Raw genomic sequence first — 24,632 nt, 5'->3', positions numbered from 1 at the left:
TTCGCACGGACATCCGGTTCAGTATGGCCATCCCTGCCACGGCCCCTGACGTGGGCACACGCGAGCGGCGGACGGCGCACCCTCCGGTGCCGCCGTCCGCCGCTCGTCCTTGCCGGCCGCCCCGCGGGGACGGTCGGCCGCAATCCCTGTGATCCGCGCTCAGTGCGCGCCGCCCTGCGCCTCCAGGCGCTTGTACGACGCCTCGATCTCGGCCTCCGCCTCGGCGCGGCCCACCCAGTCCGCGCCCTCGACCGACTTGCCGGGCTCCAGGTCCTTGTAGACCTCGAAGAAGTGCTGGATCTCCAGACGGTCGAACTCCGAGACGTGGTGGATGTCCCGCAGGTGCTCCACGCGCGGGTCCGAGGCGGGGACGCACAGCAGCTTGTCGTCGCCACCGGCCTCGTCCGTCATCCGGAACATGCCGATCGCGCGGCACTTGATGAGGCAGCCGGGGAACGTCGGCTCGTCCAGGATGACCAGCGCGTCCAGCGGGTCGCCGTCCTCGCCGAGCGTGTTCTCCACGAAGCCGTAGTCGGCCGGGTAGCTGGTCGAGGTGAAGAGACGACGGTCAAGGCGGATCCGGCCGGTCTCGTGGTCCACCTCGTACTTGTTTCGCGAACCCTTAGGGATCTCGATGGTGACGTCGAACTCCACGGGTGGCTCCTCCATGATCAACACAGATGTCGGTGATGCTGCTGTCGGTGGTACCTGCCGCACGTCACCGGGGCCGACCCCGGGGCCGCGCAGGATCGGCCATCGCTGGCCGGGGCACCGTGCTCGTCGGGACGCGCGGTGATTAAGTGTCCCCCACGCAGCTGTGTGATCGCGAAAGGGGCTGGTCAAGCGTGCTTGAGCCGAAAGTGTGGCAGCTCACGGCGGGTTCCGCCGTGCTCGGCCTGGTGCTGGCGGCCGGGGCGGTGGCCCTGGCCGGCCCCTGGGACTCCGGCCAGCGTAAGGCCGAGCGGGACTGGGCCGCCGCCCAGGGACGGACAGGTGGCGCACCTCACGGGGCCGGGCGCCCGCGCACCCCGGCGCCCGCGCCCAGCGCCGCCGGTGTGCTGAAGGAACTGGGCGCGCCTGCCGAGTCCCTGTCGGCGAGCGCCGGGCTCCCGGCCGACCTCCGGAAGAGCCTCGGGCCGCTGCTGGACTCCCCGGACCTGGGGCCGGCCCCGGCGGCGTCGGTGGTCGATGTCGCCACGGGCAAGCAGCTGTTCGGGGAGCGTGCCGACCGGCCGATGACCCCGGCCTCCACCATCAAGATCGCCACGGCGGTCGCCGCGCTCTCCGCGCTCGGCCCCGACCACCGCATCCCGACGACCGTGGTCACCGCCAAGGGCACCACCGACGACAAGCACAAGAGCGACAAGATCGACGGGAGCAAGACCGACGAGGGCGACGGCGGGAGCGGTGACGGGACCGCACCCAAGAACCCCACGGCCCCCAAGGGCGACAGAGGTACGGCCCCCGACCCGAAGCCGGGCGCCGAGGCCCCGACCGTGATCACCCTCGTCGGCGGCGGCGACGCCACCCTCGACCGCGACCGCCTGGGCACCCTCGCCAGGGACACCGCCCGCGCCCTGCGCGACCGGGGCGTGCACCGGGTCACCCTCCGCTTCGACGTCTCCCTCTACTCCGGGGCGCGCGAGCACCCGATCGGCCCCAACGACAACATCGCCCCCGTCACCGCCCTGATGGCCGGCCAGGGGCGCCTGGACGACTCCGCCGCCGACTCCTTCGGCGGCCCGGCACCACGCAGCGGCGACCCGGCGGGCGACGCCGCCGACGTCTTCGCCGCCCAGCTGCGCGAACGCGGCCTCACCGTCTCCAGGACCCCGGCCAAGGGCACCGCGCCGCAGAACGCCGACCGGCTGGCCGTGACGTACTCCCGTCCCGTCTCCGCCCTGGTCGAGCGGATGCTGACGAACAGCGACAACGACATCGCCGAGTCGCTGGTGCGGCAGACCGCGATCGAACGGGGCAGACCCGCGAGCTTCGCGGGCGCCCAGCAGGCCGTCCAGGCGGAGCTGACGGAGCAGAAGCTCCCCGTCGCCGGCTCGCTCCTGCGCGACGGCAGCGGACTCAACCGCCACGACCGGATCACCACCCACCTCCTCACGGCGCTGCTCGCCCGCGCGGCCCACCCGGACCGGCCCGAGCTGCGACCCGTCCTCACCGGCCTGCCGGTGGCGGGATTCAGCGGCACCCTCCAGGGCCGCTTCACCGACGCCGACGCGACCACCGGCAGCGGTCTGATCCGCGCCAAGACAGGCACCCTGACCGGCGTGAACTCACTCGCGGGCACGGTCGTCGGCCCCGGCGGACGGCTCCTCGCCTTCGCCTTCCTGGCGGAGAAGGCCCCGACCCCCGATACGGCCCAACGCGCGCTCGACCACCTCTCGGCGGAACTCGTCTCCTGACCGTCCCCCGTCCCCGCGCGGCCACGGGCCGCCGCGGCCACCGGCGGCGGGCCGCCCCGACCCGGGACGCCCCGTCCCACACCTCACCGCCTTCAGGCCCGAGCACGTACGGTTGACACATGACGAGCATCGGTGGGGCCGAGATGGTGGACTGGAATCTCGCGGTGGCGACCGCGACCCGTCTCGCGCGGCCGGGACCGGAAGTGAGCCGGGACGAGGCCCGCGAGATCGTCGCCGAGCTGCGGCGGCACGCCAAGGCGGCCGAGCAGCACGTGCGCGCCTTCACCCGGATGATCCCGGAAGGCCACGAGCCACCGGACACCCCGGTCCTGGTCGTGGACCGGGCCGGCTGGGTCAAGGCGAACGTCGCGGGCTTCCGCGAGCTGATGAAGCCACTCCTCGAAAAGATGCAGGACCGCCGGTCCAACTCGGCGGGCGGCGCCGTCCTCGGCGCCGTGGGCGGCAAGGTGACCGGCGTCGAGCTGGGCATGCTGCTGTCGTTCCTGTCCTCGCGCGTTCTCGGCCAGTACGAGACGTTCGCCCCGCCGAGCCGCGACCTCCCGTCGAGCGACGGCGGCGGTGGCCGACTGCTGCTGGTCGCGCCGAACATCGTGCACGTCGAGCGCGAACTGGAGGTCGACCCGCACGACTTCAGGCTCTGGGTCTGTCTCCACGAGGAGACCCACCGCACCCAGTTCACCGGGGTGCCGTGGCTGCGCGACCACCTGGAGGGCGAGATCCAGTCATTCCTCCAGGAGACCGACGTCGACCCCTCGACCGTGGTGGAACGCCTCCGGGAGGCGGCCCAGTCGCTCACCGGCAGCCGCCCCGAGGGCGAGGAGAGCGAGGACGGCCGGAGCCTGGTCGAGCTGGTGCAGACCCCCGGCCAGAAGGAGATCCTGGGCCGGCTGACCGCCGTCATGTCGCTGCTCGAAGGCCACGCCGACTATGTGATGGACGGGGTCGGACCGCAGGTCGTCCCCTCGGTGGCCGAGATCCGTGAGAAGTTCCAGCAGCGCCGGGCCAAGGGCGCCAGCCGCCTCGACCAGGCGCTGCGGAGGCTGCTGGGTCTGGACGCGAAGCTGCGGCAGTACCGGGACGGGGAGCGTTTCGTACGGGCCGTGGTGGACGAGGTCGGCATCGACGGCTTCAACCGCGTCTGGACATCCCCCAACACCCTTCCCACGAAGGCGGAAATCGCCAAGCCGGCGGACTGGATCGCACGGGTGCACCGCAAGGCCGACTCCTAGTCAGGGCGCGGGACCCGCGGCGGCACGGGGCCGACGAGCCTCCCAAGGAGGAGACGACGCGGCCCCGTTGCCCGGCGCCGACGTCTTCAGGTGTCCACCGGAATGGGACAGCATCACCCATCCGAGGGACCGTGGGCGGTGGGCAGGCGTGCAATGCTCGGGGAACGGCTCGGCTCTGTCACCATCGACGCACTCTGTGTGACTGAGCCCCGTCCCTACTCCGACCGAGGCACCCCCCCCCGAACACATCACGAAGGGCACCGGACATGGGTCCCCATCCTGCGGTCGCGGCGATACGCCTGGCGGTCCGCCGCGTACTCCACGACATCATCACCGAGCACACCCAACAGGCCCTCCGCGTACGTCCCGGCGTCGCGAGCCCCGACATCGAACGGCCCGACATCGAACGGCCCGACGCCGGACAGGCCGACAGCGCGCGTCCCGACCTCGCGGTCTCCGGCGCCGAGAGCTCCCGTCCCCCCATCGACGACGGCCGGCCGCTGGTGCTCGTCGCCTGCTCCGGAGGCGCCGACTCCATGGCGCTCGCCTCCGCCCTCGCCTTCGAGGCCCGCAAACTCTCCGTCCGCGCGGGCGCCGTCACCGTCGACCACGGCCTCCAGCCCGGCTCCGACCTCCGCGCCGCCGAAGTCGTCACCCGGCTCGCCGCCATGCGGCTCGACCCCGTCGAGTCCGTCGCCGTGACCGTCGGCCGTGACGGAGGGCCCGAGGCCGCCGCCCGCGACGCGCGGTACGCAGCCCTGGACGCCGCCGCCGAGCGGCACGGCGCCGCCGCCGTCCTGCTCGGCCACACCCGCGACGACCAGGCCGAGACCGTTCTGCTCGGTCTGGCGCGCGGCTCCGGCATCCGCTCGCTCTCCGGGATGGCCCCCGTCTCCGGCGCCACCGGGCGCTACCGCCGCCCCTTCCTCCAGCTCGACCGGCAGACCGCCCGCAAGGCGTGCCTCGTCCAGGCGATCCCGGTCTGGGACGACCCGCACAACGCCGACCCGGCGTACACCCGTTCGCGACTGCGCCACGAGGGGCTGCCCGCGCTGGAGAAGGCGCTCGGCAAGGGCGTGGTCGAGGCCCTGGCCCGTACGGCCCAGCTCTCCCGTGACGACGCCGACGCACTCGACGCCTGGGCCGCCGACGCCGAGTCGGCCGTACGGGACGACGCGGGGCAACTGGAATGCGCCAAGCTGTCCGCTCTGCCGCCCGCCGTCCGGCGCCGTGTGCTGCGACGGGCCGCCGTTGTCGCCGGGGCGCCCGCCGGGTCGCTCTTCGCCCGGCACATCGAGGAGGTCGACCGCCTGATCACGGGCTGGAGAGGCCAGGGAGCCATCAACCTGCCGGGCCGCGTCGAGGCCCAGCGGCAGGGTGGCAGACTGGTCATTCGGCAGGGCTGAAGCGCTGACGCACGACGGCTGTGTCTCCCGGGCGGCGAGTTCCGGCCTCCTGGCCGACAACGAAAGTGATGCGGGTGGACCACAAGGACATGGGCGCCGACCTCAAGTCGGTGCTCATCACCAAGGAAGAAATCGACGCCAAGCTGGTCGAACTGGCCGCGAAGATCGACGCGGAGTACGCGGGCAGGGACGTCCTTCTCGTCGGCGTCCTCAAGGGCGCCGTGATGGTGATGGCGGACCTGGCGCGCGCGCTGTCCACGCCCGTGACGATGGACTGGATGGCCGTGTCCTCGTACGGGGCCGGGACCCAGTCGTCCGGTGTGGTCAGGATCCTCAAGGACCTGGACACCGACATCAAGGGCAGACACGTCGTGATCGTCGAGGACATCATCGACTCGGGCCTCACGCTCTCGTGGCTGCTGTCGAATCTCGGCTCGCGCGAACCGGCCTCGCTGGAAGTCTGCACGCTGCTCCGTAAGCCGGATGCCGCAAAGGTCGCGATCGATGTGAAATGGATCGGTTTCGACATTCCGAATGAGTTCGTCGTCGGCTATGGCCTCGATTACGCGGAGAAGTACCGCAATCTTCCATTCGTCGGCACACTCGCCCCCCATGTCTACGGCGGCTGAGCCGGCGGCCCGGCCCGGCGGAACGGAACGGGAACCCGCGCCCCCCGCCCGCCGTTGGAGCAGGGGAAGACCGGTTTACCGCCAGTCCCGTGCGGTCGCGGGTGACAATGCTGGGGTACGGTCCGAAGAACAGTCTTTTCTCACAGCGGCATTTACCTACGGGCAGGAGGGACGGGGCGTTCTCGCTCCGTATGGATGGACGTGAAGCGATACTTCCGTGGGCCGGTCATGTGGATCGTGCTGGCCGTCCTCGCCGTGGTCGTGTTGATGCAGGTCGTCGGCTCGTCCGGCGGCTACAAGACGGTGGACACCGGCGAGGTCGTCCGGGCGATCGACAAGAACCAGGTCGACCAGGTCAAGCTGACCACAGGCGACGAACAGATCATCAAGATCGACCTCAAGGACGGCACCAAGGTCCAGGGCGGAGACAAGGTACAGGCCAGCTACATCGGTTCCCAGGGCTCGCGCCTGGCCGAGAAGCTACAGAGCAAATTCGAGAGCGGCGACATCAAGCAGGGCTACACGATCTCGCCCTCCAAGCAGAGCCCGTTCTTCTCCGTACTGCTCTCCCTGATCCCGTTCATCCTCATCGTCGTGGTCTTCCTCTTCCTGATGAACCAGATGCAGGGCGGCGGCTCCCGGGTCATGCAGTTCGGGAAGTCCAAGGCCAAGCTCATCACCAAGGACACCCCCAAGACGACGTTCGCCGACGTCGCGGGATCGGACGAGGCCGTCGAGGAACTCCACGAGATCAAGGAGTTCCTCCAGGAGCCCGCGAAGTTCCAGGCGGTCGGCGCCAAGATCCCGAAGGGTGTGCTGCTCTACGGCCCGCCCGGTACGGGCAAGACGCTGCTCGCCCGCGCGGTCGCCGGTGAGGCGGGCGTCCCGTTCTACTCGATCTCCGGTTCCGACTTCGTCGAGATGTTCGTCGGTGTCGGTGCCTCCCGGGTGCGTGACCTCTTCGAGCAGGCCAAGGCGAACGCCCCGGCGATCGTCTTCGTCGACGAGATCGACGCCGTCGGCCGGCACCGCGGCGCGGGCCTCGGCGGTGGCCACGACGAGCGCGAGCAGACCCTCAACCAGCTGCTGGTCGAGATGGACGGCTTCGACGTGAAGGGCGGCGTCATCCTGATCGCCGCCACGAACCGGCCCGACATCCTCGACCCGGCGCTGCTGCGCCCCGGACGCTTCGACCGCCAGATCGCGGTCGACCGCCCGGACATGCAGGGCCGGCTGGCGATCCTCAAGGTCCACCAGAAGGGCAAGCCGGTCGCCCCGGACGTGGACCTCGGTGCCGTCGCCCGTCGTACGCCCGGCTTCACCGGCGCCGACCTGGCGAACGTGCTGAACGAGGCGGCGCTCCTCACCGCGCGCAGCGACAAGAAGCTCGTGGACAACCACTCGCTGGACGAGGCCATCGACCGCGTCGTGGCGGGCCCGCAGAAGCGGACCCGGATCATGTCCGAGAAGGAGAAGAAGATCACCGCCTACCACGAGGGCGGCCACGCCCTGGTAGCGGCGGCGTCTCCGAACTCCGACCCGGTGCACAAGATCACGATCCTGTCCCGGGGCCGGGCCCTCGGCTACACGATGGTCCTGCCGGACGAGGACAAGTACTCGACCACGCGCAACGAGATGCTCGACCAGCTGGCCTACATGATGGGCGGGCGCGCGGCGGAGGAACTGGTCTTCCACGACCCGACCACCGGCGCGGCCAACGACATCGAGAAGGCGTCGGCGACGGCGCGGGCCATGGTCACGCAGTACGGCATGACCGAGCGGCTCGGCGCGATCAAGTTCGGTGGCGACAACACCGAGCCGTTCGTCGGACGTGAGGTCGGCCACCAGCGCGACTACTCGGAAGAGGTCGCCGCGCTGGTCGACGAAGAAGTCAAGAAGCTGATCGAGGCCGCGCACAACGAGGCGTGGGAGATCCTGGTCGAGAACCGAGACGTTCTCGACAACCTGGTCCTCGCGCTGCTGGAGAAGGAGACGCTCAACAAGGAGCAGATCGCCGAGATCTTCTCGACGATCGTGCGCCGCCCGGCCCGCCCGGCGTGGACCGGCTCCTCGCTGCGTACGCCGTCGACGCGTCCGCCGGTGCTCTCGCCGAAGGAGCTGGCCCTCACCAACGGTGCGGCCGGCACCAACGGCGCGCTTCCCGGCACGACGGGCGACTCGGCCACCGAGGCCGTTCCGGAGGAGCGTCCGGAGAGCTGATCCAAGCGTCTCACCAGGCCCGGAATGGATGCCGCGCCCCACAGGTCTTAGCCTGAGGGGGCGCGGCATTCCCGTTGCCGCGCGTGGAACGGCAGAGGAACGAGGCCCAGATGACCAACCCCGTGAAGCTGGACGGCGAGGGTGTGATCGGCGAGTTCGACGAGAAGCGGGCCGAGAACGCCGTACGGGAACTGCTGATCGCGGTCGGCGAGGACCCGGACCGGGAGGGGCTGCGCGAGACTCCGGGCCGGGTCGCCCGCTCGTACCGGGAGATATTCGCCGGGCTGTGGCAGCGGCCCGAGGACGTGCTGACGACGACGTTCGACATCGGCCACGACGAGATGGTCCTGGTGAAGGACATCCAGGTGCAGAGTTCCTGCGAGCACCATCTGGTGCCGTTCCACGGTTCCGCGCACGTCGGGTACATCCCCTCGGCGGACGGGAAGATCACCGGGCTGTCCAAGCTGGCGCGGCTGGTGGACGTGTACGCCCGCAGACCGCAGGTCCAGGAGCGGCTGACCACGCAGATCGCCGATTCGCTGATGAAGATCCTGGAGCCGCGCGGTGTGATCGTCGTCGTGGAGTGCGAGCACATGTGCATGTCCATGCGCGGGGTGCGCAAGCCCGGTGCCAAGACGATCACCTCGGCGGTACGGGGTCAGCTGCGCGACCCGGCGACCCGCAACGAGGCGATGACCCTGATCATGGCCCGCTGACCCGCGCTGACCCGCGCTGACCCGCGCTGACCCGCGCTGGCCCGCTGACCCGCGCTGACCCGCGCTGACCCGCTGACCCGCGCTGACCCGCGCTGACCCGCGCTGACCCACCGCCGTTGTCGAAGGACCGGACCGGGGGCCGGCCGTCAGGCGCGGGCGGTGGGGTGCCCCTCGTCGTCCGGTCCGCCGGGCAGCTTGCACACCCGCTCCAGGAAGAACGCGGCGGCTATCACGGCGATGCCCGCGACCACCGAGGCCCCCGCGTAGTACGCCTGGTCCCGCCGGGCGGGCATGTCCAGGAAGCCGAGCAGGAAGACGCCCGTCCCGCCGTACATCCCGGCGACCAGCGCCGCGACCAGCGCGCTGGCATGGCCGAAAACGACCGCGCGCGCCGCCATCAGCGGATCCACACCCTTGGCGCCCGGCCGGCGCTCGCGCTGGGCGCGCAGCCGGGACCGCAGCGAGAGCGCCGTCGCGGCGAGCACCGCGGCGATCAGCGCGAGGACGATGGGCGCGGCGAGGGGCACGGCGGGCAGCGTCCCGAGCGAGTCCCAGAGGCGGGCCCCGGCCCACGAGAGCACCCCGGCCACGGCGAAGACGCCTGCCAGAACCCTGATCCGCAACTGCGTCACCGCGAGAGCCCGCCCTTCACCCGTGCCCGGGTCCGCGGCCGTACACCCGGCGCGGCCCCGCCCGTCGGCCGGCCGATCGACATGCCGTCCGACGGATCGATGGATTGATTCGTGTTCGTGTGCGTTTTCGAGATTCGTACCGGCGGTTCAAGATTCGTGCCGGTGGTTCGTGGTTCGCAGAGACTAACGACTACTCGGGCAGGCGGAGTTCCAGGTCCGTGCGAGGTTCCACGCCCTGCCGCTCGACGGCGGCGAGCAGCTCGGCGACCGTGCCCCGGCCGGCCAGCAGCGCCTCGGGCTCCACGTCGTGCCAGGGCACCAGCACGAACGCCCGCTGATGGGCGCGCGGGTGCGGCAGGGTGAGCACCGGGTCGTCCGAGACGACGTCCGCGTACGCCACGATGTCGACGTCGATCGTGCGCGGCCCCCAGCGCTCCACCCGGACCCGGTTGAACGCCTCCTCGACCGCCTGCGCGCGCTCCAGCAGCGAGGCGGGCGGCAGTGTGGTCTTCACGACGACGATCGCGTTGAAGTACGAGGGCTGGGAGCCCGGTTCGACACCCCACGGCACCGTCTCGTACACGGGGGAGACCGCCTTGACCCGCAGACCGGGGGTGTCCTCCAGCGCGTCGACGGCGCCCTGGAGGGTCTCCAGGCGGTTCCCGAGGTTGGAACCGAGGCTGATCACCGCGTGTTTCGGGTTGGACAGGGTGATGTCCGCCGCGTCGACCTGTGCCACCACCGAGGCCGGTACCGGCTGGACGGTCGGGTCGCTCTGAGGGTTCATGCTCGGCTCCGGGTGATCGTGAGAGTCACGTCGTCGAAGGGCACCGTGATCGGCGCGTCCGGCTTGTGCACCGTCACCTCGACCTCCTCGACAGCGTCGTGCTTCAGACACTGCTCCGCGATGCGCTCGGCAAGCGTCTCGATCAGGTCGACCGGCTCACCCGTCACGACGGCCACGACCTCCTCGGCCACCACGCCGTAGTGGACGGTCCGCTCCAGGTCGTCACCGGCGGCGGCGGGGCGGGTGTCGAGACTCATCACCAGATCGACGATGAAGGTCTGCCCCTGCTCGCGCTCGTGGGGGAAGACACCATGGTGCCCACGGGCCTTGAGGCCGCGCAGCGCGAGACGGTCCACGCGAATCACTCCTGCTGTCGTCGGTCGGTCAACGGCGGAACGTGCCGCGTACGGTCGGCCCGCTCCCCCCGGTCGAATCTACTCGCGGGCACCGACAGAGCCTGTCCGTGGGGCCCGGCCGTGGCGTGTGAAGGGCCACGGCGGTTCCGGCGGCGCGCGGGACGTGCCGGTATCGGCCTGCTACCTGTGGCCTACCCACTCGGCGTCCGTCGCCCACCCGCTCAGCCGGGAGTCTCGTCGTCCTGGTCGTCGTCGGTCTCGGCCAGCACGGGGGACCCGTGGTGGGACCAGATCCGCCAGCCGTCGGGGGCGCGGCGGAACACGTTGGTGGCGACGACCAGCTGGCCGACGAGCGGGCCGAGCGCGCCGCTCTCCTCGGCCGGTCCGCCGCTGAGGATGTTCTCGGTACAGGTCACCAGGGCGGTGTCGCCCGCGACGGTCACCACCACATCCGTGAGGAAGAACTGGATGTACTCGGTGTTGGCCATGATCAGCGCATACGAGCGCAGCACCTCGCCGCGGCCCGTGAGCACCGGCCAGCCGGGGTGGACACAGCTGATACCGGGGTTGTCGCCGTCCAGCCAGAGCCCGGACAGCGCGTCTAGGTCGCCGCGCTCCATCGCCTCGTAGAGAGCCGTGTTGAGGGCGTCGACCTGTTCCTGGTCGGTGCCGCCGGGCACGCCCTTCACCGCGCGCCCTCGACGGCGCGCGCCAGCCGGACGGCGTCGGCGGTGGCGCGTACCTCGTGCACCCGTACCGCCCAGGCGCCCTCGTGCGCGGCGATCGCCGAGACGGCGGCCGTGGCGGCGTCCCGTTCGCGGGCGGGCGGCGGCGGGCCCCCGGCGGCGAGCACGCGGCCGAGGAACCGCTTGCGGGAGGCGGCGATCAGCACGGGCCTGCCCAGTGTCCGCAGCTCGGCCTGGTGGGCGAGCAGCGCGAGATCGTGGGCGGTGTCCTTGGCGAAGCCGAGGCCCGGGTCGATGATCAGACGATCGGGGGCGATGCCGCCGGCGATCACCGCGTCCATCCGGACGCGCAGTTCGGCCAGCACCTCGGCGACGACATCCGTATAGAGGGCGCGGCTGTTCATGTCCTCACTGAAGCCGCGCCAGTGCATGACGACGAAGGGCACACCGGCGGCGGCGACGGTGGGCACCATGGCGGGGTCCGCGAGACCGCCGCTGACGTCGTTGACCAGGACGGCGCCCGCCGCGACCGCCTGCTCGGCGACCGAGGCCCGCATGGTGTCCACCGAGACGGTGACGCCCTCGGACACCAGGTTCCGTACGACGGGCACGACCCGCCGCAGCTCCTCCCGTTCGTCGACCCGGGGGGCGCCCGGCCGCGTCGACTCGCCGCCGACGTCCACCAGATCGGCGCCCTCGGCGACCAGGTCGAGACCGCGCTTGACGGCGGCGGTGGTGTCGAACCAGCGACCGCCGTCGGAGAAGGAGTCGGGCGTCACGTTGACGACACCCATGACCGCGCAGCGGTCCCACTCCGGCAGGCCCTCGACCGTGCCCCTTCCGCCCCGCGGGCGCAACGTACTCATACGTCCCAGCCTAGGCCGTCCCGTCCCCGGCCCCGGCCGGAAAGCCCCGCCGCGCGCGGGCGGCGCCGCTCGTCCCTCCGTAGGGAGGACGACGGGCCGGCGGGACCGTACGGCGGGACGAAAGCGGGACCGCACGGCGAGGCGGAGGCGGGGCGAAGGCGGGACGGGGTCACGGCACGGGGATCTGGGCGACCGTCTCCAGCTCCACCTCTGTACGAGGGATGTCGTGCGCGTCCGCGTCGATGGAGCGGCGCAGCGCCTCGTGCAGCCGCGCCGGGGTCAGTACGCCGAGGAACCGCCCCGCGGACTCCTTGTCGATGACCGCGATCCAGCCCGCGTCGTGCTGGAGCATCGTGGAGAACGCCTGCTTGAGCGAGGCGCCGACGGGCAGCCACGCCTCCATACGGCGGGCGTGCTCCCGCACGGTGCCGGAGTCGCCGGTCTGCTCGGCGGAGATCCAGCCGTGCAGATTGTCCTCGGCGTCCAGGACGACCGCCCAGCGCGCGCCCTCCCGGGACAGCTTGGCCGCCGCCGACCGCAGCGGATCGTCCAGGTGCACGACGGGCGGCTGCTCCAGGTCGCCCTCCTCGATGGGAGTGACCGAGAGCCGCTTGAGGCCGCGGTCCGCACCGACGAAGTCGGCGACGTACGGCGTGGCGGGCGCGCCCAGCACGGCGGCGGGGGCGTCGAACTGCTCGATGGTGCCCTGGCCGTAGACAGCGATCCGGTCGCCGAGGCGGACGGCCTCCTCGATGTCGTGCGTTACGAAGAGCACGGTCTTGTTGACGGCGGCCTGGAGCTTGAGGAACTCGTTCTGGAGGTGTTCGCGTACGACGGGGTCCACCGCGCCGAACGGCTCGTCCATCAGCAGGACGGGCGGGTCGGCGGCCAGGGCCCGTGCCACGCCGACGCGCTGGCGCTGTCCGCCGGAGAGCTGCTCCGGGTAGCGGTCGCCGTAGACGGACGGGTCGAGGCCGACCAGGTCGAGGAGTTCGGCGGCGCGCTCGCGGCCCTTGCCGCGCTGCCAGCCGAGGAGATGGGGGACGGTGGCCGTGTTCTCCAGGATCGTCTTGTGCGGGAACAGACCGACCTGCTGGATGACATAGCCGATCCGGCGCCGGAGCTGGACGGGATCGACGGTCGATATGTCCTCCCCGTCCATGAATATCCGGCCTTCGGTCGGATCGATCAGCCGGTTGACCATCTTCATGGTGGTGGTCTTGCCGCAGCCCGAGGGTCCGACGAGCGTGACCAGCTCGCCCGCCCCGACCTCCAGGCTGAGGTCGTCGACGGCCGTGGTGCCGTCCGGGTACCGCTTGGTGACGTGCTCGAATCGGATCATGATTTCCTCATTGTGACCGGTCTTGTGTGAAGGCAATGTTGCTGGAATGTGGCGGCCTTCCGCGATTGTCAGTGGTCGGGGATAGGGTCGCCGAGACAAAGACACCAGACATACGTTCGGAGAGATAGGGGAGGTGGGGGTGGATGAGTACTCAAAGCTGTCTCGCGGCGAACGAATGGATCTGCGGCGAGTATCTGCGCTCCCGTAGCCAGGAGTTGATCGATGCGACGGTCCAGCACGTCTGGATCACGGTTGCCTCGGTTCTGATCGGCCTGCTCGTGGCCTTTCCACTTGCCCTCCTGGCCCGGGGCAAACCGGCTTTCGCCGGTCCGGTCCTCGGACTGACGACCCTGCTCTACACGATCCCGTCCCTGGCGATGTTCTCGCTGCTCCTGCCGGTGTTCGGGCTGTCGTCCGCGCTGGTCGTCACCGGACTGGTGCTCTACTCGCTGACGATTCTCGTGCGGAACATCGTCGCGGGCCTCGAATCCGTTCCGGCCGAGGCCAGGGAAGCGGCACGCGGGATGGGGTACGGCTCGGGGCGGCTGCTCTGGGAGGTCGAGCTGCCGCTCGCGCTGCCCGCGCTGATGGCGGGGCTGCGCATAGCGACGGTCTCCACGATCGCGCTGACGACCGTCGGCTCGATCGTGGGACGCGGCGGGCTCGGCAATCTCATCGAGGACGCGCTGCCCAGTCTGTTCAAGGCGCAGGTGCTCGCCGCCTCCGTGCTGTGCGTGCTGCTCGCGGTCACCGCCGACCTGCTGCTCCTCGGGCTCCAGCGGCTGCTGACTCCCTGGACCCGCATACGTACGGGGGACGGCCGCGCGCCCCGTCCGGCACGCGCCGGCCGGGCCGGCCGCCCGGTGAAGGTGGGGGGCTGACCCATGGGTGTTCTCGGTGACGCGTGGACGTGGCTGGTCACGGGATCCAACTGGTCCGGCGAGGGCGGAGCGCTGGCCCGGCTCGGCGAGCATGTGTACGTCAGCGGGATCGCGCTCGCGCTCGCCTGCGCGATAGCCCTGCCGACGGCCTTCTACCTCGGGCACATCGGCAAGGGCGGCGCGCTGGCGATCAACATCTCCAACGTGGGGCGGGCCGTTCCGGTCTTCGCCGTGCTCGCCCTCTTCATGCTCTCCCCGCTGCGGAACGCCGGTTATGTGCCGACGATCGTCGCGCTGGTCCTCTTCGCCGTGCCGCCGCTGCTGACCAACGCGTACGTGGGTATGCGGGAGGTGGACCGCGCGGTGCTCGAAGCGGCGCGCGGGATGGGGATGTCCGGGCGGCAGCTCTTCGTACGGGTCGAGCTTCCCCTGGCGTACCCGATGGTGATGACGGGGCTGCGGTCGGCGTCCGTGCAGGTGGTCGCCACGGCCACGATCGCCGCGATGGTGGGGCAGGGCGGCCTCGGCCGGATCATCACCGCCGGGTTCAACACGTACGACACCCCGCAGGTGGTGGCGGGCGCGCTCCTGGTGGCGCTGCTCGCGCTGGTCGTCGAGGGCGTGCTGGTGGGGCTCCACCGGGTGCTCGACCCGTCGCCGTCGGCCGCCGCCGTACGGGCACCGGTGCCCGGCGCGCGGGACGGCGCGGCGGGCGGGAAGCGCGGCGGCGGCGACCCGCTGCGGCACGACGGAGTGACGAAGACGGCGTGACGAAGTACGTAACACCGGCACGGCCCGCACGACCGAACGACTCCCCCACGACGGCACGACCGAACGACCGAACGATTTCCCCACGACCGCACGACCGCGGACCGCACGACTCCGACGACCGCGACTCGACTCCTGTGCGACGGCCGAATCACTCGGCCTCCGCCTCGGCTTTCTACGGATGGTGAACTTTCATGAGCAAGACCTCGCGCATGGCGGGTGCGGTACTCGGCCTCGTCGCCCTGACCGGGTCGCTCGCCGCGTGCGGCGGCGACAGCCTGGAGAGCGAAGGCGGTTCCGACAAGGGCTCGGGCGCCGAGAAGAAGGGCTCCCTCGTCGTCGGAGCGGCGGCCTTCACCGAGTCCAAGGTGCTCGCCGAGCTCTACGCGCAGATACTCGGTGACGGCGGTTACGACGCCTCCGTCACGACGGTGAAGAACCGCGAGCTGTACGAGCCGTCGCTGGAGAAGGGCGAGATCGACGTCGTCCCCGAATACGCGGCGACACTCACCGAATTCCTCAACGCCAAGGTGAACGGCGCGGACGAGGCCGTGAAGAAGCCGCTCGCCTCCAGCGACGCGGACGCCACGGTCGCGGCCCTCACGGAGCTGGCCGAACCGCTCGGACTGAAGGTCCTCCCGGCCGGCAAGGCGGTCGACCAGAACGCCTTCGCCGTGACCAAGGAATTCGCCGAGAAGAACAGCCTCAAGACCCTTTCCGATCTCGGTGAGTCGAAGCTCAAGGTGAAGATCGCCGCGGGCGACGAGTGCGAGGTACGGCCTTTCTGCGCGCCCGGTCTGAAGGAGACGTACGGAATCGACGTCACCGGAATCGACCCGCAGGGTGTGGGTACTCCGCAGGCCAAGCAGGCGGTGAAGGACGGCAAGGACCAACTGGTGCTCACCACCACCACCGACGGCACACTCGACAGTTTCGATCTGGTGGTCCTGGAGGACGACAAGAAGCTCCAGAACGCGGACAACGTGGTGCCGGTACTCAATGCCAAGGACGCGGGTGCCCCTGAGATAGCGGAGCTTCTCGGCAAGCTCACCGACACGCTCACCACCGAGGATCTCGCGGCGCTCAACCTGAAGGTCGACGCGGAGCGCGCGAAGCCCGCGGATGTCGCCAAGGAGTATCTGGAGTCGAAAGGACTGATCGGCGAGTAGTGACGCGCGCGGTACTCGCGGCGGGCGGTGACAAGTCGCTTCCGGCGGCGGTCATCAGGCCGTGAAGAGGCCGTGAAGAGGGCGTGAGCGGGCGGCGGGCGGACGTGCGGTGGCGGGACGTGGAGGAAGGGGAGTGGAGTCGGCAACGGACGGGGAAAGATTGTCCGGCCGGCCCCCATTCCGGTGCGACGCGCGGTAAATTTCGCGCCATGCCACGTGGACGCCACCGCCATTCCCCGCCCCTTCACAGGATTCTGCCGCCGTCGGCCGTGGCCGGGGCCGCCGCCCTGTGCGCCGCGGGTGCCTGGCTCTTGTCGGAACCCGTGGCGCTTCGCGGTCTGGTGGCCGCGACGGCCGCTGCCGCCGCCACCGGCGCCTTTCTCATGCGCAGTTGGGACGCGGCGGCCGGCCGCCGCGTCGCCGACTTGTTGCGCGCGCGGGAGAGCGAGGAGTGGAAGAGCGAGGAGCGAATAGCCGAACTCGAAGGGGATATCGAGGAATCGCGCGAGATGCGCACCCGGCTCGACACCAAGTTGCGGGCGAAGCGGGTGGAACTCGCGCGGCTGCGCGGTGAACACGCCGCGCTCCTGCGGCGGTACGCGACGGCGGAGACGGCGCGCGCCACCGCGCTGGAGGGCCGGCGACAACTCGCCATCGAGGCTGCCGGGGAGCCCAAGGCGCTGCTCCCGGCGCCCCATGTACCCGGCGAGTCGGCGTACTTCCGTGCCGCTCGGGCCCTGGAGGACCTGACGCGCAACGGTGCGGCGCAGCAGACGAGGCGCATCCTCGAAGACGCCCGTCGGCGCGAACTCGCCGAGCGCGCCGCCCGCGAGGCGGCAGCGGAGGAGGAGCGGGCGCGGCTGGCGGCCGAGGCCGACGCGAAGGCCCGCGCCGAGAAGGCCGCGAAGGCCGAGCGGGAGCGGGCGGACCGCAAGCGGCGCGCGGACGCGGCGGTCGCCGAGCACACGCGCCCGTCGTCCGCGCTTCCGCTGAAGGCCCGGTCCATGTCGTCCCTGCCCGCCACCCGGACCCCGGCGAGCGGGTCGGCGATCGCCCCGTACAACCGGCGGCACCGGCTTCAGCGCGGTCCGCAGGGCGGGTTCGACTTCTTCGGTACGCAGAAGGAGGACGCGGCGCCGGAGGCTTCGGGCACCGCCGCCGCGACGGAGGACCGTACCGCCGACCGGGCGGCCGTGGACACCGGCAGCCGGGGCGACGACACGCCGGTCACGGAGGCCGTACAGCCGGAGCCGGCGCGACACGAGGACCCGGCCGACGGGGCCGGCGAGGAGGCCCCGGCCATCCAGCGCCGTTCCGAGGACCGCGCGGTGGGCCAGGTCATCGACCTGACCGAGCACGACGAGACCGGATCCGACGAACCGGAATCCAAGTCGACCGGGCCGCTCCCGCTGCGGAGCGCCATCGGCGGCTGAGACCGCGCGGGACAGCGGCATCCGCCCGCCATGGACGTGCGGTCTCGCGGGCGTGCTGGGGCGGCAGGCTCGGAACCTGGAGACCGCCGCGCGTCGGCCCCGGAGACTGGTGCGTCCGCGCTGACGGGATCCGCCCGCCACGGGTGTGCGGTCTCGGCACCGAGAAGAGGGCCGCGCGTCGGGCCCGGAGACTGGTGCGTCCGCGCTGACGGGATCCGCCCGCCACGGGTGTGCGGTCTCGGCACCGAGAAGAGGGCCGCGCGTCGGCCCCGGAGACTGGTGCGTCCGCGCTGACGGGATCCGCCCGCCATGGGTGTGCGGTCTCGGGGGCGCGCGGCGGCAGGCTCGGAACCTGGAGACCGCCGCGCGTCGGGCCCGGAGACTGGTGCGTCCGCGCTGACGGGATCCGCCCGCCATGGGCGTGCGGTCTCGGCACCGAGAAGAGGGCCGCGCGTCGGGCCCGGAGACCGGTGCGCCCGTGTCGACGGAATCCGCCCGCCACGGGTGCGGGGTGGTCTCGCGGGCGTACGGCGGCAGGCCCGGCACCGAGAAGACGGCCGTGCCTCGGGCCCGGGGCCCGCGCCCGTAGGCCGTGTCTGACGAATATCGCCTGGCGCGCGACGCCCGGCACGCACGCTCTCCCCCGTAGCCCCCGAGGGGGCACGGGAGGTGCCCCCTGTGTTGTCGGAGTCGGCCACGTACGCCCAGTACGAGACCGATCCTCCGCCTTGCGATCGCACGCACCGGCGGGGACATCAGCCGCTCCGCGACGGGCGCATGCCCCGTCCTGCGGGCGGACGGCACTATGTGTCAGACACGGCCTAGGGCGGCCCAAGCCGTCCGCCCGGTGATCCTCGCGCCGTGGCGCCGGGCCCCGGCGGGCCCGGTCCGGCGGGCGGGCGGGGTGGCCTACTTGTCGATGTCGCCGACGACGAAGAAGAGCGATCCGAGGATCGCCACCATGTCCGCGACCAGCGTGCCCGGCAGGAGTTCGGTCAGGGCCTGGATGTTGTTGAACGACGCCGAGCGCAGCTTCAGCCGGTACGGCGTCTTCTCGCCCTTCGACACCAGGTAGTAGCCGTTGATGCCGAGCGGGTTCTCCGTCCAGGCGTACGTGTGACCCTCCGGCGCCTTGAGGACCTTCGGCAGCCGCTGGTTGATCGGGCCCGGTGGCAGGTCGGCGATCCGGTCCAGGCACGCGTCCGCGAGGTCGAGGGAGTTGTGCGTCTGTTCCAGCAGGCACTCGAAGCGGGCCAGACAGTCGCCCTCCTGGCGGGTGACGACGGAGAGCGTGTCCTGGAGTTCGCCGTACGCGAGATACGGCTCGTCGCGGCGCAGGTCGAAGTCGACGCCCGAGGCCCGCGCGATGGGTCCCGAAACCCCGTACGCGTGCACGGTGTTCGCCGACAGGACACCCACGCCCCGGGTCCGGCCCCGGAAGATCTCGTTGCCGAGGACCAGCCTGTCGTACACGTCCATCCGCGAACGGACCGCGGCGACCGCCTGCCTGGCCCGCCCCGGCCACCCTGCGGGCAGGTCCTCCTTGAGACCGCCGACGCGGTTGAACATGAAGTGCATCCGGCCGCCGGAGACCTCCTCCATCACGGCCTGAAGCTCCTCGCGCTCCCGGAACGCGTGGAACACCGGTGTGATCCCGCCCAGTTCGAGGGGGTAGGAGCCGAGGAACATCAGATGATTGAGCATCCGGTTCAGCTCGGCGAGCAGCGTCCGGGTCCAGACGGCGCGCGGCGGCACCTCCATACCGAGCATGCGCTCGACGGCCATCACGACGCCGAGTTCGTTGGAGAACGCCGACAGCCAGTCGTGGCGGTTGGCGAGCATCACGATCTGCCGGTAGTCGCGCGCCTCGAACAGCTTCTCGGCGCCCCGGTGCATATACCCGATGACGGGCTCGGCGTGCCGGATCACCTCGCCGTCGAGCACCAGCCGCAGTCGGAGGACACCGTGCGTGGAGGGGTGCTGGGGCCCGATGTTGAGCACCATGTCCGTGCTCTCGGCCGCGCCGCCGATGCCGACCGTCGTGCGGGTGGTCTCCGTCATGCGGTCCAGTCTCTCAGAGCCGTTCCCACGGGCCGCATCAGCCAGCCGAAGTCCCCGAGGCCCCCTCGGGCGGTGAGTTCGGCGGCCTCGCCGGCGGCGGCGAGCGCGCGTATGTAGGAGGTGGGGTCGGTGGTGGCGAGGGAGAGCGGCGGCCGGTCGCCGCTGACGCCGAGCCTGTGCAGGGCCTCACGCTGGCTCAGTACGAAGGAGGAGTGCGCGGGCCCGCCCGCCGCCGCGCACGCGTCCAGCGCCACATGCGCGGTGAGGTCGCACCGGCCGTCCGGCACCGGCCGTACCTCCCGGCCGTCCCGGAAGCCGGTCAGCGTCCCGAACAGCGGCCGGCCGGCGCGCACATGGGCGTAGTCGACGGCCACGGCCAGCCCCCGGTCCAGCGTCGCGACGGCGCCGGCCCACGCCTCGTCGCGGGGGCGGCCGATCTCGGCCCGCGCGCCCGGCTCCGCCAGCGGCCACCAGCGCTCCAGCCACAAGGCGTCCGGGCCCCCGACCGGGGCGCCGGGCCGTTCCGCGCCGTCCGGGCCGACCAGGACGTACCGTACGGTCCCGTCCGGCCCGGCCTCGGCGACGTCCACCGGCACGTTGTCCAGCCACTCGTTGGCGAACAGCAGCCCGCGCGTCCCGGCCGGCGGGCTCCCGCACCACTCGACACGCGGGTCGAGTCCGGGCGGGCGCGCGGCGCGTTCGACGGCGTACGGCCGTACGGCCAGCCCTTCCGGTACGGCCGCCAGCACTCCCGTCAGCAGTTCGCCGCGCCCCGCGCCGACGTCGACCAGGTCGATCTCGTCGGTGCCCAGCGCCTCGGCGGTCGCCACCAGCAGCCGTGCGACGGCCGACGCGAACAGCGGGGAGGCGTGGACGGAGGTACGGAAGTGCCCGGCGGGGCCCTCAGGACGCCGGTAGAAGCCCTCAGGGCCGTACAGCGCGCTCTCCATGGCCGAGGCCCAGCCACGGGGCTCCACGGGCCCCGCAGCCCCGTCCGCGCCCGGACCTCCGTGAGTCCCGTCCCGACCGCCGTGAGCCTCGTCAGGACCCCCCTGAGCCCGCTCACGAACCCCGTGGGTACCGCCGGGCTGACACGTCTCATCCGTCACGGGCCCAAGTCTCCACCTTCGGGAGTACGCCCCGGGCTACCGGATCGGCCCTCCGGTTGACCCTTCGGGCTTCGCGACTTCCCTACTCTGGGGTACGTGCAGCGTCTCTACGATTTTCTCCGCGGACACCCGACGGGCGTCGACAGCTTCTGGGCTGTGGTGCTCCTCGCGTTCTCCATGCTGTGGGTCATGGTGGGGTCGGAGATCAACACCGAGCCGAACCCCGTGGCCGTGGTCGTCGTCCTGCTGCTGTCACTGGCGGTCGCGCTCCGGCGCCGGGCCCCGGAACGGATGCTGCTGCTCGTGGTCGGGCTGGGCGTGGTCCAGCTCCTGACCGACGTACGGCCCAACCCGGGCAACTTCGCCATGCTGGCGCTCATCTACACCGTCGCCGCCCGGGGCGGCCCGCGCTGGGCCGTACAACTCGGCCTGATCGGCGGCCTGGCCGCCGCGCCCCTGGCGCACGTGCGCTGGCCCACGCCCGAGGCCAGTGCGAGCGGACAGGTCTTCCTGACGGTCGTGCTGACCGTGCCGTTCGTGCTCGCCTGGGTGCTCGGCGACTCCATCCGTACCCGCCGCGCCTACTTCGCCCAGCTGGAGGAGCGCGCGTCCCGGCTGGAGAAGGAGCGAGAGGCGCAGGCCAAGGTGGCCGTCGCCGCCGAACGGGCGCGCATCGCCCGCGAGTTGCACGATGTCGTCGCGCACAACGTGTCGGTGATGGTCGTCCAGGCCGACGGCGCCGCCTATGTCCTGGACACCGCGCCCGACCAGGCCAAACAGGCCCTGGAGACCATCTCGGCGACCGGACGGCAGGCGCTGGCGGAGATGCGCCGACTGCTCGGGGTGCTGCGGACCGGGGACGTCAAGGAGGGCGGCGAGTACGTGCCGCAGCCCGACGTCCAGCAGATAGAGCACCTGGTCGAGCAGGTGCGGTCGGCGGGGCTGGCCGTGGACTTCAAGGTCGAGGGCACCCCCCGGTCACTGCCGAGCGGGGTGGAGCTCACCGCGTACCGGATCGTGCAGGAAGCCCTGACGAACAGCCGCAAGCACGGCGGACCCGACGTGGGGGCCAGCGTGCGGCTGGTCTACTTCGACGACGGTCTCGGCCTCCTTGTGGAGGACGACGGGCGCGGCGCGGGCCACGAGCTCTACGTGGACGGCGGCGCGGACGGCCGGGGGCACGGCCTCATCGGGATGCGGGAGCGTGTCGGCATGGTCGGCGGCACACTCGACGCGGGGCCGAGGCCCGGGGGCGGCTTCCGGATCAGCGCGCTGCTGCCGCTGAAACCCGCGCACTGAACCACCCGGCGCACACCGCGCCGACCTAGCTGCCCGACCTCTCCACCGCCCGAACCCTCCCCTCCACCGCCCGACCTTCCACCGCCTGGACCTCTTCACCGCCCGGCCTCAACGGACAAGGAACCCGCCGATGTCGATCCGCGTCATGCTCGTGGACGATCAGATGCTGCTCCGCACCGGTTTTCGCATGGTGCTGGCGGCCCAGCCGGACATGGAGGTCGTCGCGGAGGCGGGCGACGGCGCGGAGGCGATCGAGAATCTGCGCTCCACCGCCGTGGACGTCGTCCTCATGGACGTACGCATGCCCCGGCTGGACGGCGTCGAGGCGACCCGCCGCATCTGCGCGGCGCCCGACGCGCCCAAGGTGCTGATACTGACGACGTTCGACCTCGACGAGTACGCCTTCTCCGGGCTCAAGGCGGGCGCCAGCGGCTTCATGCTCAAGGACGTGCCGCCGTCCGAACTGCTGACCGCGATCCGCGCCGTGCACAGCGGCGACGCGGTCGTCGCGCCGTCCACGACGCGACGGCTTCTCGACCGCTTCTCGGCCATGCTGCCGAGCGGCAAGGGGACCCCGGCCTCCGGCGCGCTGGAGCGGCTGACCAGCCGCGAGCGCGAGGTCATGCTGCTGGTCGCCCAGGGCCTGTCCAACGGCGAGATCGCCGCCCGGCTGGTGCTCTCCGAGGCGACCGTGAAGACGCACGTCGGCCGCATCCTCACCAAACTGGCGCTGCGCGACCGGGTACAGGTCGTGGTACTCGCGTACGAGTCGGGTCTGGTACGCGCCGGGGGCGGCGCCTTCTGAGACTGCTGCCGTGAACGACGGGCCCTCGATGCACCCCTTCGACTGCCCCTCGTCGGCGGGATGCCGGGACGTCGCGGCCGGCTTGCGAACCGGCCCTGCGGCCGGCCGAGTCTGCTGCCGCGCATCGACGGGTCCTCGGTGTACCCCTTCGCTTGTCCTTCGTATGCGAGGTGAGCGAGGTAGGCGCGCGATCGGGACGAGGCGGGCCGTCCACGAACCGGCCCGGCGGCTGACTGAGGCTGTTGCCGTGGATCGGCGGCCCCTTCAGCGCCGGGAGGGCCGGGACGACGCGGACCGTCCACGAACCGGCCCGGTGCCCGACGGTGCGGCCCCGTGATCCGCGACCGTTGACGGGTGAGGGCCGGACCGCGCCGTACGACGGCCGTCGCCCGACGGGCCGCCCTCCTTGGGAGGCCGCGTCGAGCAGACGCGTCAGGAGGGCCGTCTCACTCGACACCCCGGTCCCCGGGACCGGACGCGTCCCGATCCGCAGGGCCCTCGGGGGTCGCGGCATCCGTGGGCCCGTCCGCCGCCCGCACCCGGGCCATGAACTCCCGTACGGCCCGCCGGACATCGTCCGCCGTCCACTCCAGCCCTTCCGACCCCACCGTCACCTCGGTCACCGCCATGCCCGGCGGGCGGGAGCCCGCGTCGAACCAGCGGCGGAAGAGCGCCACCCCGGTCTCCTCGGCCTGCCGCACCGCCGCCTTGCTCAGCACCTCCGCGTCGTACGGGAGCCACACCCGGAACTGGTGCGTGTGGGGCCGCCGGGGATGCACCCGGAACCACGGTGCGACGGGCCCGGAGCCCGTTCCGCCACCGTCCCCCGCACCCGCACCCGTACCGGCTTCCGCGAACCCCTCCGCCAGCGCGTCCGCGACCACGCGCGCGTGGGCGACGTACGACGGCAGCCGGGGCAGCTCCCGCTCCAGCCCCAGCAGGGCCGACACCGCCGCCGGATACTGCTGGAAGACCTGCCCTCCGTACCGATGCCGCCACGCACGCGCCTCCCCGACCATCGCCGACGGCCCCGCGAGCATCGCCCCGGACAGCCCCCCCAGCGATTTGTAGAAGGACACGTACACGCTGTCCGCGAGCCCCGCGATCTCCTCCAGCGGTCTGCCGAAGTGCGTCACGCACTCCCACAGCCGCGCCCCGTCGAAGTGCACCACCGCGTCACGCTCGCGCGCCGCCGCCACCACCGCGACCAGCTCGTCCCAGGACGGCAGCACGAACCCCGCGTCGCGCAGCGGCAGTTCCAGCATCAGCGTCCCGAACGGCTCGTCCGTCGCGTGGATCTCCTCCGCCGTCGGCAGCCGGGGCGCGGAGGTCGGGTGGATCGTCCGCAGACCGCTCACGGCCGACAGGGCACCGCCCTCGTGCACCTCCGGGTGGGCCAGCGGATGCAGGGCCACGGTCGCGTTCCCGGTCCGTCCCGCCCAGCACCGCAGCGCCACCTGCTGCGCCATGGTCCCGGTCGGGAAGAACGCGGCGGCCGGGAAACCGAGCAGCGAGGCCACCCGGCTCTCCAGCTCGGCGACCACCCCGTTCCCGTAGGTGTCCGCCCAGTCGTCCGGGTCGTGGACGGACGACGCGTCCGCCGCCAGGGCCGCCAGCGCCTCCCCCACGGGGCGGTCGGCGCGGCTCCGCCACAGTGTGCGGTCGGCCGCCCGCAGGGCGGTCAGCCGCCGGTGCCGTTCTTCCTGCTCCTTCGTGTCTTCCATGGGGGGATCATCGTCCACGGCGGGCGGCCCGCCCAGCGCTTTTCCGGGGCCGGCCAGGGCCTGTGGACAACCGGGG

At 71.8% G+C, this 24,632-nt stretch carries 22 protein-coding genes; 12 read left to right on the top strand and 10 right to left on the bottom strand.

The features are described 5' to 3' along the window. Positions 1 to 159 precede the first annotated feature (159 nt). On the bottom strand, positions 160 to 654 hold the full coding sequence (locus tag OG875_RS12990; protein ID WP_003968257.1) for an inorganic diphosphatase: 495 nt from the start codon (positions 652 to 654) through the stop codon (positions 160 to 162). A 191-nt stretch (positions 655 to 845) separates the two neighbouring features. Between OG875_RS12990 and dacB the strand changes: the two genes are divergently transcribed. The 6 genes from dacB to folE all read left to right on the top strand — a co-directional run bounded on the left by dacB (position 846) and on the right by folE (position 8,638). Further along, entirely contained in the window at positions 846 to 2,417 is a 1,572-nt protein-coding gene (gene dacB / locus OG875_RS12985) for a D-alanyl-D-alanine carboxypeptidase/D-alanyl-D-alanine endopeptidase (RefSeq protein WP_330174373.1), read from the top strand. Positions 2,418 to 2,536: 119 nt separating this feature from the next. Continuing rightward, a complete protein-coding gene (locus OG875_RS12980) occupies positions 2,537 to 3,667 on the top strand; it encodes a zinc-dependent metalloprotease (protein WP_330174372.1) in 1,131 nt (376 codons plus the stop codon). Positions 3,668 to 3,933: 266 nt separating this feature from the next. After that, a complete protein-coding gene (gene tilS, locus OG875_RS12975; RefSeq protein WP_330174371.1) occupies positions 3,934 to 5,073 on the top strand; it encodes a tRNA lysidine(34) synthetase TilS in 1,140 nt (379 codons plus the stop codon). Positions 5,074 to 5,141: 68 nt separating this feature from the next. Beyond that, positions 5,142 to 5,702 carry a hypoxanthine phosphoribosyltransferase gene (gene hpt, locus OG875_RS12970; protein WP_330174370.1) on the top strand — a complete coding sequence of 187 codons (561 nt, stop codon included), beginning with the start codon at positions 5,142 to 5,144 and terminating at the stop codon, positions 5,700 to 5,702. A 195-nt stretch (positions 5,703 to 5,897) separates the two neighbouring features. Then, on the top strand, positions 5,898 to 7,922 hold the full coding sequence (gene ftsH, locus OG875_RS12965; protein WP_330174369.1) for an ATP-dependent zinc metalloprotease FtsH: 2,025 nt from the start codon (positions 5,898 to 5,900) through the stop codon (positions 7,920 to 7,922). A 110-nt stretch (positions 7,923 to 8,032) separates the two neighbouring features. After that, positions 8,033 to 8,638, top strand: a complete 606-nt coding sequence (gene folE, locus OG875_RS12960) for a GTP cyclohydrolase I FolE (protein ID WP_330174368.1) — start codon at positions 8,033 to 8,035, stop codon at positions 8,636 to 8,638. Positions 8,639 to 8,784: 146 nt separating this feature from the next. Here folE and OG875_RS12955 read toward each other — a convergent pair whose 3' ends face one another. From OG875_RS12955 to OG875_RS12930, 6 genes are all read right to left on the bottom strand, one after another. Next, positions 8,785 to 9,270, bottom strand: a complete 486-nt coding sequence (locus OG875_RS12955; RefSeq protein ID WP_330174367.1) for a DUF3180 domain-containing protein — start codon at positions 9,268 to 9,270, stop codon at positions 8,785 to 8,787. A 190-nt stretch (positions 9,271 to 9,460) separates the two neighbouring features. Further along, complete coding sequence (folK, locus tag OG875_RS12950; protein WP_330174366.1) at positions 9,461 to 10,057, bottom strand: 2-amino-4-hydroxy-6-hydroxymethyldihydropteridine diphosphokinase; 597 nt, start codon at positions 10,055 to 10,057, stop codon at positions 9,461 to 9,463. Continuing rightward, on the bottom strand, positions 10,054 to 10,413 hold the full coding sequence (gene folB, locus OG875_RS12945) for a dihydroneopterin aldolase (RefSeq protein WP_330174365.1): 360 nt from the start codon (positions 10,411 to 10,413) through the stop codon (positions 10,054 to 10,056). The genes folK and folB overlap by 4 nt, the downstream gene beginning before the upstream one ends. A 221-nt stretch (positions 10,414 to 10,634) precedes the next feature. Beyond that, on the bottom strand, positions 10,635 to 11,102 hold the full coding sequence (locus OG875_RS12940) for a nuclear transport factor 2 family protein (RefSeq protein WP_443079109.1): 468 nt from the start codon (positions 11,100 to 11,102) through the stop codon (positions 10,635 to 10,637). Beyond that, a complete protein-coding gene (gene folP / locus OG875_RS12935; RefSeq protein WP_330174364.1) occupies positions 11,099 to 11,965 on the bottom strand; it encodes a dihydropteroate synthase in 867 nt (288 codons plus the stop codon). Before folP ends, OG875_RS12940 begins: the two co-directional genes overlap by 4 nt. 169 nt (positions 11,966 to 12,134) lie before the next feature. After that, the gene (locus OG875_RS12930) at positions 12,135 to 13,307 is read right to left on the bottom strand and encodes an ABC transporter ATP-binding protein (protein WP_330174363.1); all 1,173 of its coding nucleotides are present in this window, start codon (positions 13,305 to 13,307) and stop codon (positions 12,135 to 12,137) included. 143 nt (positions 13,308 to 13,450) lie between these two features. Here OG875_RS12930 and OG875_RS12925 point away from each other — a divergent pair, with 143 nt between their 5' ends. The 4 genes from OG875_RS12925 (at position 13,451) to OG875_RS12910 (ending at position 17,558) form a co-directional block, all read left to right on the top strand. Then, positions 13,451 to 14,188, top strand: a complete 738-nt coding sequence (locus OG875_RS12925) for an ABC transporter permease (protein WP_330174362.1) — start codon at positions 13,451 to 13,453, stop codon at positions 14,186 to 14,188. Between the two features lie 3 nt (positions 14,189 to 14,191). Further along, positions 14,192 to 14,959, top strand: coding sequence for an ABC transporter permease (locus OG875_RS12920; RefSeq protein ID WP_330174361.1), 768 nt, complete (start codon positions 14,192 to 14,194; stop codon positions 14,957 to 14,959). Positions 14,960 to 15,150: 191 nt separating this feature from the next. Further along, positions 15,151 to 16,125, top strand: coding sequence for an ABC transporter substrate-binding protein (locus OG875_RS12915; protein ID WP_330174360.1), 975 nt, complete (start codon positions 15,151 to 15,153; stop codon positions 16,123 to 16,125). 209 nt (positions 16,126 to 16,334) lie between these two features. Then, positions 16,335 to 17,558: a hypothetical protein gene (locus OG875_RS12910; RefSeq protein ID WP_330174359.1), complete on the top strand. Its 1,224-nt coding sequence runs from the start codon at positions 16,335 to 16,337 to the stop codon at positions 17,556 to 17,558. Positions 17,559 to 18,467: 909 nt separating this feature from the next. Here the strand turns inward: OG875_RS12910 and OG875_RS12905 are convergent. Both OG875_RS12905 and OG875_RS12900 read right to left on the bottom strand, forming a co-directional pair. Next, positions 18,468 to 19,619 carry an NADH-quinone oxidoreductase subunit D gene (locus OG875_RS12905; protein WP_330174358.1) on the bottom strand — a complete coding sequence of 384 codons (1,152 nt, stop codon included), beginning with the start codon at positions 19,617 to 19,619 and terminating at the stop codon, positions 18,468 to 18,470. Continuing rightward, positions 19,616 to 20,569: an SAM-dependent methyltransferase gene (locus OG875_RS12900; protein WP_330177730.1), complete on the bottom strand. Its 954-nt coding sequence runs from the start codon at positions 20,567 to 20,569 to the stop codon at positions 19,616 to 19,618. Before OG875_RS12900 ends, OG875_RS12905 begins: the two co-directional genes overlap by 4 nt. Positions 20,570 to 20,824: 255 nt before the next feature. On the opposite strand from OG875_RS12900, the gene OG875_RS12895 reads away from it, so the two are divergent. Continuing rightward, the gene (locus OG875_RS12895) at positions 20,825 to 22,027 is read left to right on the top strand and encodes a sensor histidine kinase (protein WP_330174357.1); all 1,203 of its coding nucleotides are present in this window, start codon (positions 20,825 to 20,827) and stop codon (positions 22,025 to 22,027) included. Between the two features lie 130 nt (positions 22,028 to 22,157). Next, complete coding sequence (locus tag OG875_RS12890) at positions 22,158 to 22,832, top strand: response regulator transcription factor (RefSeq protein WP_330174356.1); 675 nt, start codon at positions 22,158 to 22,160, stop codon at positions 22,830 to 22,832. A gap of 446 nt (positions 22,833 to 23,278) precedes the next feature. Here the strand turns inward: OG875_RS12890 and OG875_RS12885 are convergent, their stop codons facing one another. After that, complete coding sequence (locus tag OG875_RS12885) at positions 23,279 to 24,556, bottom strand: threonine aldolase family protein (RefSeq protein ID WP_330174355.1); 1,278 nt, start codon at positions 24,554 to 24,556, stop codon at positions 23,279 to 23,281. Positions 24,557 to 24,632: the final 76 nt, after the last annotated feature.

The organism is Streptomyces sp. NBC_01498 (genome assembly GCF_036327775.1).
Lineage (GTDB): Bacteria > Actinomycetota > Actinomycetes > Streptomycetales > Streptomycetaceae > Streptomyces.
Note: the sequence above shows the minus strand (reverse complement) of the source record. Positions and strands in the feature narration are given on the sequence as shown.